We start from the raw sequence: 17,374 nt of genomic DNA on the forward strand, positions 1-17,374 counted from the left end.
CCCACTCCCCGTTCTTCACGGGGAGTGGGTAAGGGTGAGGGGCGGGCATGGCATAGCCGAATGTGATGTTCATGCTACTGCCCCAGCCGTTCGAGCAGCGCAGGCACGTGCACCTGGTCGGATTTGTAGTTGCCGGTCAGCATGTACATGATGATGTTGACGCCAGCGCGCAACGCCAGCACCCGCTGCATCGGGTCGGAAGGCACCGTCGGCAGCATCGGGTCGCCATTCTCGTCGACCGCCCAGGCCCCGGCAAAATCATTGGCGGTGATCATGATCGGGGTCACGCCGTCGCCGGTGCGTACCGGGCGGTTATCAGTGTTTTCAGCGTCCAGCGACGCCTCGACCCAGAGCGGGCTGCCATTGAAGCGGCCGGGAAACTCGGGGAGGATGAAAAACGCCTTGGTCAGCACGTGGTCGGACGGCACCGGTTCCAGTGGCGGCACGTTGAGATTGGAGAGGATATCGCGCAGACGCTCCGTCGCGGGGCTCGTCGAATCCGCGCCAATGCCATTGGAGAACTGGTCGCGCGTGTCGAACAGCACGGTCCCGCCTTCCTTCATATACTGGTCGATCCGGGCAATCGCGGCCTCGCTCGGCATGGGAGCAGCCGGATCGATGGGCCAGTAGATCAGCGGGTAGAAGGCCAGTTCGTCCTTGGCGATGTCGACGCCGGCGGGCTCGCCGGGCTCGAGTGCTGTCTTTTCGATCAGGAATTGGGTCAGCCCGGCGATGCCGGCTCGGCTGATCGCGTCGACCGAGGCTTCGCCGGTCAGCACATAAGCGATGCGGGTCTTGGAGATGGCGTCGATCGCCTGGATGTCGCCTGGCTTGGAATCCTGCGCGGATGCGAACGGCACGAACATCAAGAGCGAGGATGCCACGATCAATGCGACCATCGCGGCGGTCGCCGCCTGTGCGGCGCGACGTCGGCGGGAAAACATCCCCCCAAGCCACAGCACGATCAGGCCATCGACCAAAAGCAGAGCCGCCGCCAGCACCAGCAAAGGCGCCTTCATGTCCCGCGACTCGTCGAGCGCGTAATTTTCAGACAGCACCGGGACCGATATCTGAGGCCTTTGCAGCGGATCGAGCACGGCGTCGGCCTCCAGCAAATTATGGGCGAATACGCCTTCCTCCGAACCATACATTCCCGGTGGGTTGTCAAGCGTGACGGCCGGCACGTGGCCGCCGCCAACCTGCAATGGCTTGGTGTCGCCGTCAGGAGGCACAAGATAGCCGTCCGCGCCAATCATCCGATATGGCGCGAGCGATGCCACTGGCGAGTCTGAGCGCGTTCCAGCGGCGCCCTGATTTCGCGACAGTTGCACGATCCGGCGTAGCATTTCGACGAAACTGCCCGAAATCGGCAAGTTCGACCAGGTTGCCGCCGGTGCGATGTGGAACAAAACCACCATGCCCTTGCCGCGCCTGTCGGCGGTGACGAGCGGGGTTCCGTCCGCCAGGGCCGCCCAGGTCTTGTCGACAAGATCAGGGGTCGGTTCAGCCAGGACTTGCCTGCTCACGGTCACCTCGGAAGGGGCGGGAAGATCGGCGAACGGTCCCGTCGATGGAAATTGGGCCACCGGTTGCGGTTCGGTCCATGACAGGGAGCCGCCGAGCAGGCGTTCCCCAAGCCTCAAGCTGACCGGCAGCAGATCGGGATCGTTGCCTGCGGTGATCAATCTTGAACTGGCGAAGCGAACAAGCGTGCCGCCATCGTCCATCCACTTGATCAGCGGCGCGCGAACGCTTTCGGGAATCGTTCCGACATCGCCCATGACGATGACCGCCGGCTTTTGCGCCAGAAGGTCCGGTATCGCCTCGATCAGGTCGGGGCTGGCCGGCTCCACCAGATCGGCGAACGGTTCGAGCGCGCGCCGGATGTAATACAGCGGCGACAGCAACAGCCGCGACTGATCGACCGGTGTCTGGGAAAGCAGCCCAACTCTGCGGCGCTTGGCGTTCTCGTCGAGCACGCGGAGCGAGCCAGCGTGGCCCTGACCATCGAGCGCGATCCAGGAGAAGTCGTTGCGCAGCTCGAACGGAACGATGATCTCGCCGGTCGCCCTGACGTCGCCGGGGCGGAACGTGATCGCCGCATCGCCGATCCTGCGCGCCTTGTTGTCAAAAACCCCCGCGGTCAAATAGGCGGGCGCGGGGTTCGGCGCGCGAACAGCGGTGATCGTGAAGCGGTCGACCTCATTGTCGGCGGCCGCGAGCCCGATGGTATCGAGCCGCGTCGGCTGCACCCACACCACGTTGCGTGGGTTTTGTCCGAGCAATGTTGCAAACGACGTCTGATCGTCCTTTGCGGCGAGGCCGTCGGTGAGAATGGCGACCGTCGCGCCGGGCAATTCCTTGAGCGCGTTGGCGACGCGGGCATAGACCGCTGGCCGATCGGTGGGGACAGGTCGCGGCTTGATGGCGTTGAGCCGCTCGCGCGCCTCCCTTGCGCTGTAGGGGCCAATCTGGCTGTTCGGCATTTCGGCGGTAAAGGCCAGCAGGATGGGGGCCTGGTTGGCCTCGGCGTCCTTGATCAGGCGCTCGGCGGTGGCGACCCGCAGGCTCCAGTCGGGCGCACTTGTCCACCCGTTGTCGATCACCAAAGCGAGCGCTGTGTCGCTGGTCAAAATCTTCTCGCGCGGGTTGAAGATCGGCTCGGCCAGCGCAAAAATCACCAATGCCGCCATCAACAGGCGCAGCAGCGTCAGCCACCATGGGCTTTGGCGCGGCGTCTCTTCCTTCCTGAACACCCGCGCCAAAATCTTCAGCGGCGGGAAAATCTCGGCCTGCGGCTTGGGCGGGGTCAGCCTCAGCAGCCACCAGATGACGGGCAGCGCCAAAAGGCCCCACAGCACGGCTGGAAATCCGAACGAAAGCGGCAGCCAGCTCATCGGCGCCCTCCCGGTCCGTGGCCTTCGGCGGTGAGAGCCAGATGCACATGCACCAGTGCTTCGGAGGCGAGGCGGTCGGTGTGGTTGACGGTGTAGCTCCAGCCGAGCCGCTTGCACCAGGCGGCGAGTTCTTCGCGCCGCGCCGAATAAAGGTTGCGATAGTCATCGGCCAGCTGCTCGGCGCGTCCGGCGGTCAGCTTGTCGCCGGTCTCGGGGTCGGTGAATTCGGTGCGGCCGGAATAGGGGAAATTCTCTTCGGCCGGGTCGGCGACCTCGATCAGATGGGCGCGGGCACCATGACGGACCAGCGTGTCGAGCCAGGCCATGGTCTCTTCGACCGGGTCGAGAAAGTCACCGACGATGACGATGTCGGAAAAGCGGCGGACGCTCGAAAGATCGGGCCGGCCCGGCAGCGAAACGGCCTGGGCAAGATGCGAGCCGAGCCGCTCGGCGCCGTTGCGGGCGCTGAACGGGTCGGTCAGGCCGGGCCAGGCGATGCGCTCGCCGCTGCGCGACAAAAGCTCGGCCAGCGCGAAGACCAGCACCAGCGCGCGCGATTCCTTCGACACTGTCGCTGTCTTCGACTTGTAGAGCATCGATGGCGACAGGTCCGCCCACAGCCACACAGTGTGAGCCGCTTCCCATTCGCGGTCGCGGATATAGGTATGGTCGTCGCGGGCCGAGCGGCGCCAGTCGATGCGGGCCATCGACTCGCCTTGGGTATAGGGCCGGAACTGCCAGAAATTCTCGCCGATGCCGCGCTTCTTGCGGCCATGCCAGCCGGCGATCACCGTATTGACGATGCGGCGGGCTTCGACCAGCAGGTCAGGCACCAGCGAAGCGCGCAGCCTGCCGCGGGCAAGCGCATCGCTGGTCGCAACCGGTGCCGAGGCCTCGCCGATGCGCGCCATCAGATTTCCTTGGCTAGTCTGGCCACCACGTCGCGGACCGTCATGCCTTCGGCGCGGGCGGCGAAGCTCAGCGCCATGCGATGCTGCAGCACCGGCTCGGCGAGCGCGCGGATATCGTCGATCGACGGCGCAAGCCGCCCGTCATAGAGCGCGCGGGCTCGGGCGCACAAGGTCAGCGCCTGGCTGGCGCGTGGACCTGGCCCCCACGAGACGTGCTTGTCGGTCTCGGCATTGCCCTGGCCGGGGCGGGCCGAACGCACCAGCTTGAGGATCGCCTCGACAACGCTCTCGGACACAGGCATGCGCCGGATCAGCTGCTGGATATCCTTCAGCCGCTCTGGATCGAGCATGTTCTGTGCCCTGGCGTTCTCGATGCCGGTGGTCTCCAGGAGGATGCGCCGCTCGGCATCGATGTCGGGATAAAGGATGTCGATCTGCATCAGGAAGCGGTCGAGCTGGGCTTCGGGCAGCGGATAGGTGCCTTCCTGCTCCAGCGGGTTCTGTGTCGCCAGCACGTGGAACGGGGCCGGCAGGTCGTAGCGTTCGCCGGCAACGGTGATGTGATACTCCTGCATCGACTGCAGCAGCGCCGACTGCGTGCGCGGGCTGGCGCGGTTGATCTCGTCGGCCATCAACAGCTGAGCGAAGATCGGACCTTGAATGAAGCGGAACGAGCGCTTGCCCTGTTCGTCCTGTTCCATCACTTCCGAGCCGAGGATGTCGGACGGCATCAGGTCGGGCGTGAACTGGATGCGGCGCGAATCGAGCCCCAAAACGATGCCGAGCGTTTCAACGAGCTTGGTCTTGGCGAGGCCGGGCACGCCGACCAGCAGTGCATGGCCGCCGGCGAGAAGTGCCACCAGCGTACGTTCGATCACGCTTTCCTGGCCGAAGATGACGCGGCCGACCCCGGCGCGGACCTTGGCGATGTCGGCGAGCGCGCGTTCGGCCGCGGCGATCATCTCGGCCTCGGTCATTGCGGTTTCCTTGATCATCACGCTCATCTGGGCCGGATCCTTCTTCTGGCGCCTGGGCTTTGAAATCGAAAGCGATTCTCTGGCCACCCATGCATAAACTCAAAATGCTACAGCGTGTCTTCCGCGTCCATCCGGACGCGCAGCCAGCTTAGCCAAATCTGCCCTGGACTTTTGCCTCACGGTCCATTCGGACGTGGTGCCTGCCGCCCAATCCCCTGAGGTCAACCGATCCTGGGCGTCGCGATTTCCCAGCCTGCACCTTGGCCCGGCAGCTTGGCCAAGTCTTCGCGTTGAACTTAAATCACTCGCCTATGCTGACAAGCGCAACAACAGTGACTATTTCGTGACCATGACTGGCAACCTGGACCATCAAAGCGAAGCGACAACGGAGCGTAGGCTCGCCCGCGCCGGCGACACGGCTGGCCTGGAAGCGCTGATTTCACGCGCCGCCCGCGCCGGCAAGGGGCTGCCGCCCATCGAACGCTGGAATCCCGATTTCTGCGGCGATCTCGACATGGAAATCAGGCCCGACGGCACCTGGTTCTATTTGGGCACGCCGATCGGCCGCATGCCGCTGGTGCAGCTGTTCTCGACGGTCCTGCGCAAGGACGAAGATGGCAAGACCTACCTCATCACCCCGGTGGAGAAGGTTGGCATACGCGTCGTCGATGCGCATTTCGTCGCCGTCGAGATGAATGTCGCGGGCGAGGGTGCCGAGCAGGTCCTGACCTTTCGCACCAATGTCGGCGATGTCGTTGAAGCCGGACCCGAGCATCCGCTGCGTTTTGTCGACGAAGACGAGACCGGCGGCCTCAAACCCTATTTGCTGGTGCGCGGGCGGCTCGAAGCATTGGTGGCGCGGCCGGTGATGTACGAGCTTGTCGAATATGGCGAACGCATCGAAATCTCAGGTCAGGCGATGTTTTGCGTCCGCTCGAAGGGCGAGGTCTTTCCTGTTATGCCATGGGACAGGCTGGAGCGGCTGAGCGCGTGATGGTTCATTCCAAGGCAGCGCATTATTCGGCGCAGGATTTCCGCCAGCGCGCGGCACAGGAGCATCTCAACGGTGCTTTTGCCGACTATGGCGACCACGTGCTCAATCCCGACATGCGCAAGATGATCGTCCATGACCGGCTGCGCGATGCCGCCGTGCTCATTCCGGTCGTGGATCATGGCGATGCCTCGACCGTCATCCTCACCAAGCGGGCGGAAAAGCTGAAAAGCCATTCCGGCCAGATCGCCTTTCCAGGTGGCCGTATCGACCCGACCGACGTTTCGCCCGAGGCGGCGGCACTGCGCGAAACGGACGAGGAGATCGGGCTAACCCAAGACTACATCGACGTCATCGGCCGGCTTCCAGATTACGTCACAGGCAGCGGCTATCGCATCGCGCCGGTGCTCGGCGTCGTTCGTCCCGGCTTTCACCTCAACCTCAACGCGGATGAAGTAGATGACATCTTCGAGGTGCCGCTCGGCTTCCTGATGGACCCGGCCAACCACGACCGCGCCAGCCGCACCTGGCAGGATCAGGAGCGCTTCTTCTACGCCATGCCCTATGAAGAGCGTTACATCTGGGGTGTCACCGCCGGCATCATCCGGGCGCTCTATGAAAGGCTCTACACATGAGCGTCTCGATCGCCAAACAGGCCGACTGGCTCAACGATCCGCTGTTGCAGAAGCTGCTCGCGGCTCTCAACGCCGATGGCGAGGAGGCGCGCATCGCCGGCGGTGCCGTGCGCAACGCGTTGATTGGTGCGCCGGTGGCCGATGTCGACATTGCCACCACCAATTTGCCTGACGAGACGGCGCGCCGGGCCGAGGCTGCGGGCTTCAAGGCCGTGCCCACTGGCGCCGAACACGGCACCATTACCGTCATATCAGGCGGCAAGCCGTTCGAGGTCACCACCTTGCGCGCCGATGTCGAGACTGACGGGCGCCGCGCCAAGGTTTTGTTCGGCCGCGACTGGAAGGCGGACGCCGATCGGCGCGACTTCACCATCAATGCGCTTTACGCCAAGGCCGACGGCACCGTCGTCGATCTTGTCGGCGGGCTTGCCGATCTCGACAGCCGCATGCTGCGTTTCATCGGCGATGCCGAAACCCGCATCCGCGAGGACTATCTGCGCATCCTGCGTTTTTTCCGCTTCTTTGCCTGGTACGGCAAAGGCCGCCCCGATGCCGGAGGGATCAAGGCCTGCGCTCGCCTGAAGGACGGGCTTTCGCGTCTCTCCGCCGAACGTGTCTGGTCGGAACTCAAGAAGCTGCTTTCGGCTCCCGATCCCTCGCGTGCGCTTTTGTGGATGCGCCAGGCCGGCGTGCTCACCGCTGCCCTGCCCGAAAGCGAAAAATGGGGCATCGACGCCATCCATGCGCTGGTCCGGGCCGAGGGCGATCTCGGCTGGACCGTTGATCCGTTGCTGCGGCTCGAAGCGATCGTGCCGCCTGATGCGGCGCGCATGAAAACGCTGGGCGAACGGCTCAGGCTGTCCAACGCAGAGGCCGACAGGCTGGTCCAGTGGGCGGCGACTTCGAAGATCGAGCCGACAGTCACCGAAGGCGAACTGGCCAAGCGGCTTTATCGCGGCAGTGTTGAGGGCTTCAAGGATCGTCTGCGTCTCGATCTCGCCTCGGCGCGCGGCAGGGCAGAGCAGGACGACAAGGCGCTGGTTGAAGCCGGAGGCTATTTCCGCCTGCTGACATTCGCCGAAAAATGGCACAAGCCCGCGTTTCCGCTGCGCGGCGGCGATCTCGCGCCGCTCGGCGTCGAGGGAGCCGCACTTGGCACGCTGCTCAAGGGGCTGGAAGTCGAGTGGATCGACAGCGGCTTTTCGCTGGAGCGCGACGCGCTGCTCGAGCGCGCCGCTGATAGGCTCAAAGCCTGATTCAGGCCGCGTTGCGGACCTTTTCGATGCGCGAGCGGATCGCCTCGATCATCGTCTCGCGAATGATGGTTTCGCCATGCGTCTCGCGCAGATGTTCAGCCGCGCGGCGGATGATCTCGGCTTCGTCCTCGTGCCGCGTATGCCACTGGCAGCCGGGGACAAGCGACCCGCATTGAAATTCCTTCATCGGATGTCTCCTTTCCTCCCTCCGTTGAGAGGTGAACTATAACACGCAATATGGCGATTGGTTGCCGCTGCGGGCAGGGCGATGCCCAATTCGGCGTGAAGGGGCATTTTGCCTTGGGAAAATTCTTTTGAGGTCAGCGCCTTAGGAGAAATTTCTGCGAAACCGATTCCATTTGGGCCAGTGCATGACCCCGAAAATCGGAATCGATTTTCGGAAAGGATCATGCACAGATTCAAATTGCTACAGCGTCCTTTGCGCGTCCAATTGGACGCGCGGCGCTGTAGTGCATTTCCAGAACCAGAAAAGGGCGGAACCTCGTGTACCGCCCTTTTTGGAAAATGGACGCGGAAAGCCCGCTATTTCGCGATTTTTACCGATTCTGCGACCTTGTCCTTGCCGGTCATGTTCCACATGACAGAAACCTTTTCACCTGCCTTGAGGCCGGGATCCTTGAACGTCTTGGGCAGCATGAAGGTGGTGCCGTCGGCCATTGTCAGGCTCATCGCCTTCATGTCGAGGGTCTTGACCGTGCCGTCCGTATGCTGGGCGGCGGCGAAGGCTATGGCAGAGGTTGCGAGAACGGCAGCTGCTATTGCAGGAACAAGAAGCTTGCGCATGGCATGTTCTCCGACGAATGCGGGTGCCGCAGGCGCAGAACCCGCTGTGGTGAAAGGCCGTCCGGTCACGTCGGGTCGCGGCGCACCAAGGCAGCCGCCGGCATGTCCCGGCCCCAGCGATAGAGATAGCTGCGCTTCACCGGAGGTATATTAGACGAAAAACATATTGCAGAGCGGCGACTTAGCCACAATCGGCGCCAAGATTTCTCTTTGTGGCGTCGATTGTGGCGAGGTCGAACCTTACGAAAAAGTAACAAACAAGCGGCTTGCGCCTACTCGCCGAATTTCTTCTTCGGCTTGTACACCTTTGCGGCACCCGTGGGCTTGTCGCCGGAACGCTTTTCGAAGGGTTTCTTCTCGTAAGGCTTCTTCTCGAAGGCCTTTTTCTTGAACGGCGGCTTGTCCGAAGGGTCGTACTGGCCCTTGCGGTGCTGCTTCTTGGCCTCGCTGCTGCCAGGCGCGCCCGCAAGCCGCTTGATGTCGACGCCCTTTTCGCCGCTGCCGTTCTGTTCGACGGTGCGGGCGTAATTGTCGGCGCGGTTGGCCACCACTTCAAAATGCGATTCGGTGTCGAAAATGCGGATCGAGCCGATTTCGGTTTTGGTCACATGGCCCGCCTTGCACAAAAGCGGCAGCAGCCAGCGTGGCTCGGCGCGCTGCTTGCGGCCGACCGAGACGGAGAACCACACGCCATCGGTGAAGCGGTTGTCAGGACGTTCGGCCTTGGCCGCGTCGAAGGCCGGGATGGGGCGGTCCGAAAGCTCTTCGGCCGCCGGGCGCGACGCCATCTGCTGGCGCAGCCAGGCAAGTGCGATCGCTTCGGGCGAATGCGCGGCGAGGATTTCGGCGACCTGGACTGCCTCGTCCTCGGCCGGTGCTTCGGCGTTGGACAGTTCGGCCAGCATGCGCTCGCGGTTGCGGGCGTCGATCTCGGCCGAACCGGGTGCCGACTGCGTCGTTGCCTCGAGCTTCGCCAGCTTGAGCAGGCGGGTAGCGCTGCCGCGACGATGGAACGGCACGATCAGCACGCACACGCCCTTGCGACCAGCACGGCCGGTACGGCCCGAGCGGTGCAGCAGCGTGTCCGGGTTTGTCGGCAGGTCGGCATGGATGACGAGGTCGAGATTTGGCAGGTCGATGCCGCGGGCGGCGACGTCGGTCGCAACGCAGACGCGGGCACGGCCGTCACGCATCGATTGCAGCGCGTTGTTGCGCTCGGCCTGGCTCAGTTCGCCCGACAGGGCGACCACGGCAAAGCCGCGATTGGCGAGCCGCGCCGAGAAATGCTTGACCGCCTCGCGCGTCGCACAGAACACCATGGTGCTTTGGGCGTCGAAATAAAGCAGCGTGTTGATGATGGCGTTCTCGCGCTCGGGCGGCGCGACAAGAACCATGCGGTATTCGATGTCGTCGTGCTGGCGGCTTTCGCCGGCTGCGGTGATGCGCAGCGCGTTGCGCTGGAAGCGCTTGGCCATCTGGGCGATCTGCGGCGGCACGGTGGCCGAAAACAACAGCGTGCGGCGTTCCTGCGGCGCTGCGGCCAGGATGAATTCGAGGTCTTCGCGGAAGCCGAGGTCAAGCATCTCGTCGGCCTCGTCGAGGACGACGGCGCGCAGGCCCGAAATATCGAGCGAGCCGCGGGTGATGTGGTCGCGCAGGCGGCCTGGCGTGCCGACGACGATGTCGGCGCCGTCATTGAGCGCGCGGCGTTCCTTGCTCATGTCCATGCCGCCAACGCACGAAGCGATGCGGGCGCCGGTTGCGGCATAAAGCCATTCGAACTCGCGGCGCACCTGGATGGCGAGCTCGCGGGTCGGCGCGATGATCATCGCGCTTGGGGCGCCGGCGCGGTCGAAGCGCTCGCGGCCGTTAAGCAGTGTTGGCGCGATGGCGAGGCCGAAGGCCACCGTCTTGCCCGAGCCGGTCTGCGCCGAGACCAGGAGGTCGACGCCGTCGGCCTCAGGTTCCAGCACCGAGGTCTGCACGGGGGTCAGCGTTTCGTAGCCACGCGCGGCGAGCGCTCCGGCCAACGCCGGAACCATTCTGTCGAAGATCGTCACCGAAATGTCTTTCATTGAGAGCAAGGCCCGTCACATGTGGACGAGGGCCAAGGAAAGCGGGCTCTCTAAAGGCTCCGCGCCCCGGCGTCAATGCGACACCGGGGCAGGAGGTCTGATAAGTGGCCTATTGCCGGGCCGGATCAGGGCCAGCGCACCTCTGGTGGCATGCTCGACAGGATCGAGGCGATGTTGCCGCCGGTCTTCAGCCCGAAGATCGTGCCGCGATCATAGAGCAGGTTGAACTCGACATAACGGCCACGGCGCACGAGCTGTTCGTCGCGGTCGCCGTCGGTCCAGTTGGTGTTGAAGTTCTGCCGCACCAGATGCTGGTAGGTGACGAGGAAGGCGCGGCCGACGTCCTGGACGAATCGGAAGTCGGCGTCCCAGCCGCCCTTTTCCTCCGGCGAGTGCTGCCAGTCGAAGAAGATGCCGCCGGTGCCGCGCTGCTCGTTGCGGTGCGGCAGGAAGAAATACTCGTCGCACCAATCCTTGTATTTCTGGTGGTCGGCGACGTTGGCGTGCTTGGAGCAGGCAAACTGCATCGCCTTGTGGAAGGCGACCGTGTCGGGGTCTTCCTGCGTGCGCCTGCGGTCGAGAACCGGCGTGAGGTCCGCGCCGCCGCCGAACCACCAGCGCGAAGTCGCCACCATGCGCGTGTTCATGTGAACTGCCGGCACGTTGGGGTTCTGCGGATGCGCGATCAGCGAGATGCCGCTGGCCCAGAAGCGCGGGTCTTCTTCGGCTCCCGGCATCTGCTTGCGGAACTCGGGCGAGAACTCGCCATGCACGGTCGAGGTGTGCACGCCGACCTTCTCGAACACCCGGCCATGCATCATCGACATGACGCCGCCGCCCTTGCCTTCGTCGCGCTGCCACGGCGTGCGCTCGAAGCGCCCCGGAGCCCAGGAGGCAAGCGGTCCCTCGACCTGGTCTTCCAGCGCCTCGAAGGCGAGGCAGATGCGATCGCGCAATTCCTCGAACCAGGCGCTGGCGCGCATCTTCCTGTCTTCGATGTCCGCCGGAAGGCCGGCTGGTATTTCGGGACGCTGCAATTTCGGCTCCGCACAAATGACTCGTAATTGTCCGGCGCGATCCCTAATCTCCTTCTCGTAAGGGTCAAGGAGTTCTTTATGGGCACCCCGACCAGACCGCCGCTGGATGGCCTTGCAAAAAGGCTCCAGCGCAGCCGGACCGAACGGGAACGCATGCCGCGCGACGGGTTCTTGCGCGAGACCTTCGTGTTGCCGCGCAACGACGCGCGGCTGAAGGCGCAGGAATGGTTCTCGCGCTGGCCCAAACAGGCCTATTGGACCGAGATCGAGAGCTGGTTCGAGCGCCCCGGCGACGTCATCGAGTTCACCATCCGCCGCCTGCCGACCTCCGACTAGATTGATCCTGTGGCGTATCGCGTGGGGGAGCCATGTTCCTGAAAACGATCGCCGAGGATGAGGCCAAGGGCCGCATCGCCGAAATCTACGTGAAGTCCCGCTCGCAGCTGGGTTTTGTCATGGAAGCAACGAAGTGCTTCACCGCGCGGCCGGACCTTTTGCCTGTCTACACCGACTTCAACGACCAGCTGCGCGCCGGCTTTTCGCTTGGCATGCGCGAATGGCGGCTGATTACGCTCATTGCCGCCAAGCAGATCCCGTCGACCTATTGCTCCTATGTCTATGCCAGGCAGCTCACTGCCGAGCTCGGCTCGAAGGAGGCGGTGCTCGCTATCCAGCAGGATTTCCGCAATGCCGGTCTTTCCGCGCGCGACGTCGAGATGCTGGCCTATGCCGAGCAGATCGCCATCGATGCCTCGCAGGTGACTGAGGCCAATATCGACCGGCTGCGTGCGGTCGGCTTCACTGACCAGCAGATCTGCGACATCGCGTTGTGCGCTGCCTTCCGCTGTTTCGTCAGCCGCTTCTTCGATGCCGTCGGTGCCAGGCCCGAGGCGGCCTTTATCGATGACGACGAGGCGTTTCGGTCGGCAATGACGGTTGGCCGCAGCTACTGACCAGCCCGCTTTGAACGAACCGCCGTCTCCTATTCCGCGGGAACCAGCAGCCGTCTTGGCCCCGGTCCCTGTCGCGCCAGCCTGTCTTCGCGGTTGCGCAGCGGGCATTTGTCGATCGACATGCAGCCGCAGCCGATGCAGTCGGTCAGCCCGTCGCGCAGCTTCTTCAACTGCTCGATGCGGTGGTCGAGGTCGTGGCGCCAACCCGTTGAAAGCAGACTCCAATCCTCGCGCGTCGGCGTGCGCCCGTCGGGCAGGGCGGCGAAGGCGGCGGCAATGTCGGCCAGCGAAATGCCGACATCCTGGGCGATCCTGATCACCGCAACCCGCCGCAGCACGTCGCGCGCATAGCGGCGCTGGTTGCCAGCGGTGCGATGGCTGCGGATCAGCCCGCGCGCCTCGTAGAAATGCAAGGCCGAAACAGCGACGCCCGCGCGCTTGGCCACCTCGCCGACAGTCAATTCACTGGCCATGAAAATTCCCGCTTGACCTCAAGTTTAGTTGAGGTTGTACGAGGGTATCCTCCGCGATGCAAGGAAGGATCAGGTCATGGCGAGAATATCGAGAACGAGGCTCCGCGCAGGTCCCCCTGGCCGCAGGCTGGTCACTCTCGTCATGGAGCTGGCGGATGCCTGGTCAGCCGATCTGGCGAAGTGCCTCGCCGGCAACCATCGCAGCGCTCAGCGCGACGTTGAGGCTTCTGCCCCCGCCGGGCATCGGGATGATCAGCCGCTCGAAGGCGAGATCGTGGACGTGGTCAGGCACCCCCGCCGATTCGCGGCCCAACATGACGATGTCGCCGGCCTTGAAGCGGAAATCCGTATAGGGCAGGGCGGCTTTGGTCGACATCAGCACAAGGCGTCGGCCCTCGCTTTGCCGCCATTGCTCGAAGCGGTCGAAGTCGATGTGCCGGGTCAGCGCGGCCATTTCGAGATAGTCCATGCCGGCGCGTTTGAGGGCGCGATCGGAAATGTCGAAGCCGGCCGGTTCGATCAGGTCGACGCCGATGCCAAGGCAGGCGGCCATGCGCAGCATGGTGCCGGTGTTGCCGGCGATGTCCGGCTGGAACAGCGCGATGCGCAGTCTTTCGTCCATTTCAGTTTCCTAACTTGTGGCTTGCAAGCAACAGCAAGCAACCCGAAAGAAAATTCGACCGGCCCCACGGTAGCGTTCCACCGCGAATGGGCGTATACGGCCAACCTTGTCAACTCGAACCGATGGAGGGGTACATGATGCTGCTTGATATTCACCGCCCCCTCTGTGGGCGACGTACTGCCTGAGGGCGGACCGGTTCGACGACTTTTCCTGACAGTTCCAGGTATTTTCGCATCGCGGTCCGCAGAAGCCCTTATCCGGTTTTCGAAGGACAATTCCGATGTTTGCCAATTCCTCAAACGAGCAGCATGCTCGTAACGAACTCGACTCTGCTTTTTTTGTTCACCGCAACGACATAGCCGACGCAAGGCACCATGCCATGATGCTGGCGCTCGGTGTGCATCAGCCCAAGGCGGACCCTCCGGTGCGCCAGCGTCCGCATCGCGGCATGCTGCCCGATGTCGACATGACCAATGTCGTGGTCGACCCGAACTACCGGCCGCTGTTTGGCCGCATCGTTGCCCTGATCGGCCGGCTTGCCGGCCGCTCAGGTGCAGCCCGGCCTGCTGCCAGGACGATGTCAGGACGAAACCGCTAAGGATTCGCCGAATCCTCAGCGGTCACCTACATTCCGAGGGCCCCCGCCGCATCTTTGCCTCGAGGATGTCAGGCGCTTTAGGCCGTGCCAGCGGCCCTCGACACTGCATTCCACGCGGAAACTGCCGCGTGCCACATACCGAATTGAGAGACTGATATGTTCCGCTGGTTTGAAAACAGACTGAATCCGTTCCCCTCGGAGGAGCCGGTCGAGCCGCCCAGGACGCTCATCGCGTTTTGCCTGCACTACACCAAGGGCGCGTGGCCCTACATCGTTGTCGCGGCCGTGCTGACATCGTTGATCGCGCTGGCCGAAGTCTGGATGTTCGGTTTCCTCGGCAACATCGTCGACTGGCTGTCGGCGCAGAGCCGCGAGACCTTCCTGCAGAATGAAGGCTGGAAGCTCGCCGGCATGGCCTTCATCGTCATGGTCATCCTGCCGGGCATGGTCGTGCTGCAATCTCTGGTCAACCAGCAGACGCTGATGGGCAATTATCCTATGCGCATCCGCTGGCAGGTGCACCGCTATTTGCTCAAGCAATCGATGAGCTTCTACCAGGACGAGTTCGCCGGCCGCATCGCCACCAAGCTGATGCAGACCGCGCTCGCCGTGCGCGAATGCGTGGTCAAGCTCATCGACGTGCTCAACTACGTCATCGTCTATTTCCTTGGCGTGCTGTTCATCGTTGGCTCCGCCGATCTCAGGCTGGCAGCACCGCTGGTCGTCTGGCTCATCATCTATGTGCTGTTGCTGCGCTATTTCGTGCCTCGCCTGGGCAAGGTGGCCGAAGAGCAGGCCGACGCGCGCTCGACAATGACCGGCCGTGTCGTCGACAGCTACACCAACATCCAGACGGTCAAGCTGTTCTCGCATTCGCGCCGGGAGGCGTCGTTCGCGCGTGAAGGCATGACGCTGTTCATGGATACGGTCTACCGGTCGATGCGGCTGGTGACCTCGCTTTATGGCGCACTGTACCTGCTCAACTCGACGCTTTTGCTCTCAGTCGGCGTGCTGTCGATCTCGCTTTGGCTCAATGGTGCGGTTTCCATCGGCGCGGTCGCGGTGGTGCTTGGCCTGGTGCTGCGGCTGTGGGGCATGTCGCAATGGATCATGTGGGAAGTGTCGGGCCTGTTTGAGAGCATCGGCACAGTCCAGGACGGCATCACCTCGATCTCGATGCCGCGCCTCGTCGATGACAAGCCCAACGCCAAGGAGATCGTCGTCGACAAGGGCGAGATCACCTTCGACAACGTGCGCTTCCACTATGGCAAGAAGAAAGGCGTCATCGAAGACCTGACCCTCAAGGTTCGTCCGGGCGAAAAGGTCGGCATCGTTGGCCGCTCCGGTGCGGGCAAGTCGACGCTGGTCAACCTTCTGCTGCGCTTCTACGACATTGAGGGCGGGCGCATCGTCATTGACGGGCAAGACATATCGAGCGTCCAGCAGGACAGCCTGCGCGCTCATATCGGCATGGTGACGCAAGACACCTCGCTGCTGCACCGTTCGGTCGCCGACAACATCCTCTACGGTCGTCCCGACGCCACCGAAGCGATGATGATCGAGGCGGCACGCCGCGCCGAGGCGATCGACTTCGTTGCCGCGCTTTCCGATCCCAAGGGCCGCAAGGGTTTCGAGGCGCATGTCGGCGAGCGTGGCGTCAAGCTCTCCGGCGGCCAGCGCCAGCGCATCGCCATCGCCCGCGTCATGCTGAAGGATGCGCCGATCCTCATCCTCGACGAGGCGACCTCGGCGCTCGATTCGGAAGTCGAAGCCGCGATTCAGGAAAACCTCTACCGGCTGATGGAAGGCAAGACCGTCATCGCCATCGCGCACCGGCTCTCCACCATCGCGGCGATGGATAGGCTTGTGGTGATGGACAAGGGCCGCATCGTCGAACAGGGCACGCATGACGAGCTGGTCGCCAAGGGCGGCATCTACGCCTCGCTCTGGCAGCGCCAGTCAGGCGGGTTCCTGCTCGACGACGCCGCCGGCGAAGCGGCCAACGACATGGAGGCCAAGGGCCAGGCGGCGGAGTAGCCGCCGGGTCGGATGCGGATGCAATCGGATCGAGGTCTCCCCAAGTGGGAGGCCTCTTTCATTTCGGGGGGGCTGGACCGGGCATTTTGGAAGTCTGGATCGGACTTTTGACGAGGCCTGGACCGAGGTACCTTTATTGAAGTCACGGCATGGATTCCCGACACTCTCCGCTCGCTCCACTCGCTCACGAGGTCGGGAATGACGAATTGCAGGTGTTGCCTCGGCCAACCTTCGACGGTGCCTCAGGGTGTTGTTTTCGTCAGTTGCACTATTTCCGTCAGCCGCATCGTTTCCGTCGGACTCAGAGGTGGAGGTTGCCGGAAGCGCCCCCACACGAGCCGTCATTCCCGACCTCGTGAGCGACCGGAGGGAGCGGAGAGTGTCGGGAATCCATGCCGTGACATCAGCGAAGGTAGAGCGGTCCAGAACAAGCGCCATTCCGCGACCCGGCGTCATCAGTACGTCGTGACTTCAAATCAACTGCCAGGAGATATCCCCCCAACCGGGATTATGCTCTTCGATCAGCTTGACCTTCCAAGCCCGAGGCCATTTCTTGATCGCCTTCTCGCGGGCGATCGCATCGACAACCAGGTCGTATTCGTCGAACCAGACAAGCCGTGTCACACCATAGCGGGCCGCAAATTTCGAACCGGTTCCGGTCTGGTGTTGTAGTAGGCGCCCAGGGAGATCGGATGTCACGCCGGTGTACAGCGTGCCGTTCTTCTGCGAGGCGAGGATGTAGACGTACCCCTTCCGTCCCATGACTGGACGTTATCCGGATACGGATGGGCGGCAAGCCAAATCCTACATCGATCTTGATTTGACCGATCTCACGGCATGGATTCCCGACACTCTCCGCTCGTTCCTCGCTCACGAGGTCGAGAATGACGAACCTTGGGGAGCGCTTCCGCCAATCTCCAACCTCTGCGGCTCACGGAAACGATGCACCTGAGACAACGTCGAAGGTTGGGAGAGGCGACGCCCACGATCCGTCATTCCCGACCTCGTGAGCGAGTGAAACGAGCGGAGAGTGTCGGGAATCCATGCCGTGACGCCAACGAAGGCAGCGGCGGTCCAGAACATGTACCAATGGGCCATCTCCTCATCT

General features: G+C 63.3%; 17 protein-coding genes. 7 read left to right on the plus strand and 10 right to left on the minus strand.

Annotated elements, in window-relative coordinates; genetic code table 11:
* Nucleotides 1-74: 74 nt before the first annotated feature.
* From AC1RTB_RS09490 to AC1RTB_RS09500, 3 genes are read right to left on the minus strand one after another with little or no spacing between them, the layout of a single operon-like run.
* Complete coding sequence (locus AC1RTB_RS09490; RefSeq protein ID WP_492877635.1) at nt 75-2,897, minus strand: DUF4159 domain-containing protein; 2,823 nt, start codon at nt 2,895-2,897, stop codon at nt 75-77.
* Complete coding sequence (locus AC1RTB_RS09495; RefSeq protein ID WP_492877633.1) at nt 2,894-3,808, minus strand: DUF58 domain-containing protein; 915 nt, start codon at nt 3,806-3,808, stop codon at nt 2,894-2,896. The genes AC1RTB_RS09490 and AC1RTB_RS09495 overlap by 4 nt, the downstream gene beginning before the upstream one ends.
* Nucleotides 3,808-4,812, minus strand: coding sequence for an AAA family ATPase (locus AC1RTB_RS09500; RefSeq protein WP_492877631.1), 1,005 nt, complete (start codon nt 4,810-4,812; stop codon nt 3,808-3,810). Before AC1RTB_RS09500 ends, AC1RTB_RS09495 begins: the two co-directional genes overlap by 1 nt.
* A gap of 322 nt (nt 4,813-5,134) precedes the next feature.
* Between AC1RTB_RS09500 and AC1RTB_RS09505 the strand changes: the two genes are divergently transcribed.
* The 3 genes from AC1RTB_RS09505 to AC1RTB_RS09515 are packed head-to-tail and all read left to right on the plus strand — an operon-like array spanning nt 5,135 to nt 7,667.
* Entirely contained in the window at nt 5,135-5,779 is a 645-nt protein-coding gene (locus AC1RTB_RS09505; RefSeq protein WP_492877629.1) for a DUF1285 domain-containing protein, read from the plus strand.
* Entirely contained in the window at nt 5,779-6,411 is a 633-nt protein-coding gene (locus tag AC1RTB_RS09510) for a CoA pyrophosphatase (RefSeq protein WP_492878180.1), read from the plus strand. The genes AC1RTB_RS09505 and AC1RTB_RS09510 overlap by 1 nt, the downstream gene beginning before the upstream one ends.
* Complete coding sequence (locus tag AC1RTB_RS09515; RefSeq protein WP_492877627.1) at nt 6,408-7,667, plus strand: CCA tRNA nucleotidyltransferase; 1,260 nt, start codon at nt 6,408-6,410, stop codon at nt 7,665-7,667. The genes AC1RTB_RS09510 and AC1RTB_RS09515 overlap by 4 nt, the downstream gene beginning before the upstream one ends.
* A gap of 1 nt (nt 7,668) precedes the next feature.
* Here AC1RTB_RS09515 and AC1RTB_RS09520 read toward each other — a convergent pair whose 3' ends face one another.
* From AC1RTB_RS09520 to hemF, 4 genes are all read right to left on the minus strand, one after another.
* A complete protein-coding gene (locus tag AC1RTB_RS09520) occupies nt 7,669-7,854 on the minus strand; it encodes a DUF1059 domain-containing protein (RefSeq protein WP_492877625.1) in 186 nt (61 codons plus the stop codon).
* 356 nt (nt 7,855-8,210) lie between these two features.
* Nucleotides 8,211-8,471, minus strand: coding sequence for a DUF1344 domain-containing protein (locus tag AC1RTB_RS09525; protein ID WP_492877623.1), 261 nt, complete (start codon nt 8,469-8,471; stop codon nt 8,211-8,213).
* Between the two features lie 272 nt (nt 8,472-8,743).
* The gene (locus tag AC1RTB_RS09530; RefSeq protein WP_492878178.1) at nt 8,744-10,531 is read right to left on the minus strand and encodes a DEAD/DEAH box helicase; all 1,788 of its coding nucleotides are present in this window, start codon (nt 10,529-10,531) and stop codon (nt 8,744-8,746) included.
* A gap of 140 nt (nt 10,532-10,671) precedes the next feature.
* The gene (gene hemF, locus AC1RTB_RS09535) at nt 10,672-11,583 is read right to left on the minus strand and encodes an oxygen-dependent coproporphyrinogen oxidase (RefSeq protein WP_492877621.1); all 912 of its coding nucleotides are present in this window, start codon (nt 11,581-11,583) and stop codon (nt 10,672-10,674) included.
* A 78-nt stretch (nt 11,584-11,661) separates the two neighbouring features.
* Between hemF and AC1RTB_RS09540 the strand changes: the two genes are divergently transcribed.
* Nucleotides 11,662-11,919, plus strand: coding sequence for a hypothetical protein (locus tag AC1RTB_RS09540; protein ID WP_492877619.1), 258 nt, complete (start codon nt 11,662-11,664; stop codon nt 11,917-11,919).
* 32 nt (nt 11,920-11,951) lie between these two features.
* Nucleotides 11,952-12,536, plus strand: coding sequence for a carboxymuconolactone decarboxylase family protein (locus AC1RTB_RS09545; protein ID WP_492877617.1), 585 nt, complete (start codon nt 11,952-11,954; stop codon nt 12,534-12,536).
* 29 nt (nt 12,537-12,565) lie between these two features.
* On the opposite strand, the gene soxR is transcribed toward AC1RTB_RS09545, so the two are convergent.
* Nucleotides 12,566-13,009, minus strand: a complete 444-nt coding sequence (gene soxR / locus AC1RTB_RS09550; protein WP_492877615.1) for a redox-sensitive transcriptional activator SoxR — start codon at nt 13,007-13,009, stop codon at nt 12,566-12,568.
* A gap of 163 nt (nt 13,010-13,172) precedes the next feature.
* Nucleotides 13,173-13,631 (minus strand): tRNA (cytidine(34)-2'-O)-methyltransferase, encoded by a 459-nt coding sequence (locus tag AC1RTB_RS09555; RefSeq protein WP_492877614.1) that lies wholly within the window; start codon nt 13,629-13,631, stop codon nt 13,173-13,175.
* A 280-nt stretch (nt 13,632-13,911) separates the two neighbouring features.
* On the opposite strand from AC1RTB_RS09555, the gene AC1RTB_RS09560 reads away from it, so the two are divergent.
* On the plus strand, nt 13,912-14,229 hold the full coding sequence (locus AC1RTB_RS09560; RefSeq protein ID WP_492877612.1) for a hypothetical protein: 318 nt from the start codon (nt 13,912-13,914) through the stop codon (nt 14,227-14,229).
* Between the two features lie 156 nt (nt 14,230-14,385).
* Entirely contained in the window at nt 14,386-16,266 is a 1,881-nt protein-coding gene (locus AC1RTB_RS09565) for an ABC transporter ATP-binding protein (RefSeq protein ID WP_492877610.1), read from the plus strand.
* A gap of 471 nt (nt 16,267-16,737) precedes the next feature.
* Here AC1RTB_RS09565 and AC1RTB_RS09570 read toward each other — a convergent pair whose 3' ends face one another.
* Nucleotides 16,738-17,028 (minus strand): GIY-YIG nuclease family protein, encoded by a 291-nt coding sequence (locus AC1RTB_RS09570; protein ID WP_492877608.1) that lies wholly within the window; start codon nt 17,026-17,028, stop codon nt 16,738-16,740.
* Nucleotides 17,029-17,374 lie beyond the last annotated feature (346 nt).

The organism is Aminobacter sp. GW821-FHT11F06, assembly GCF_058808215.1.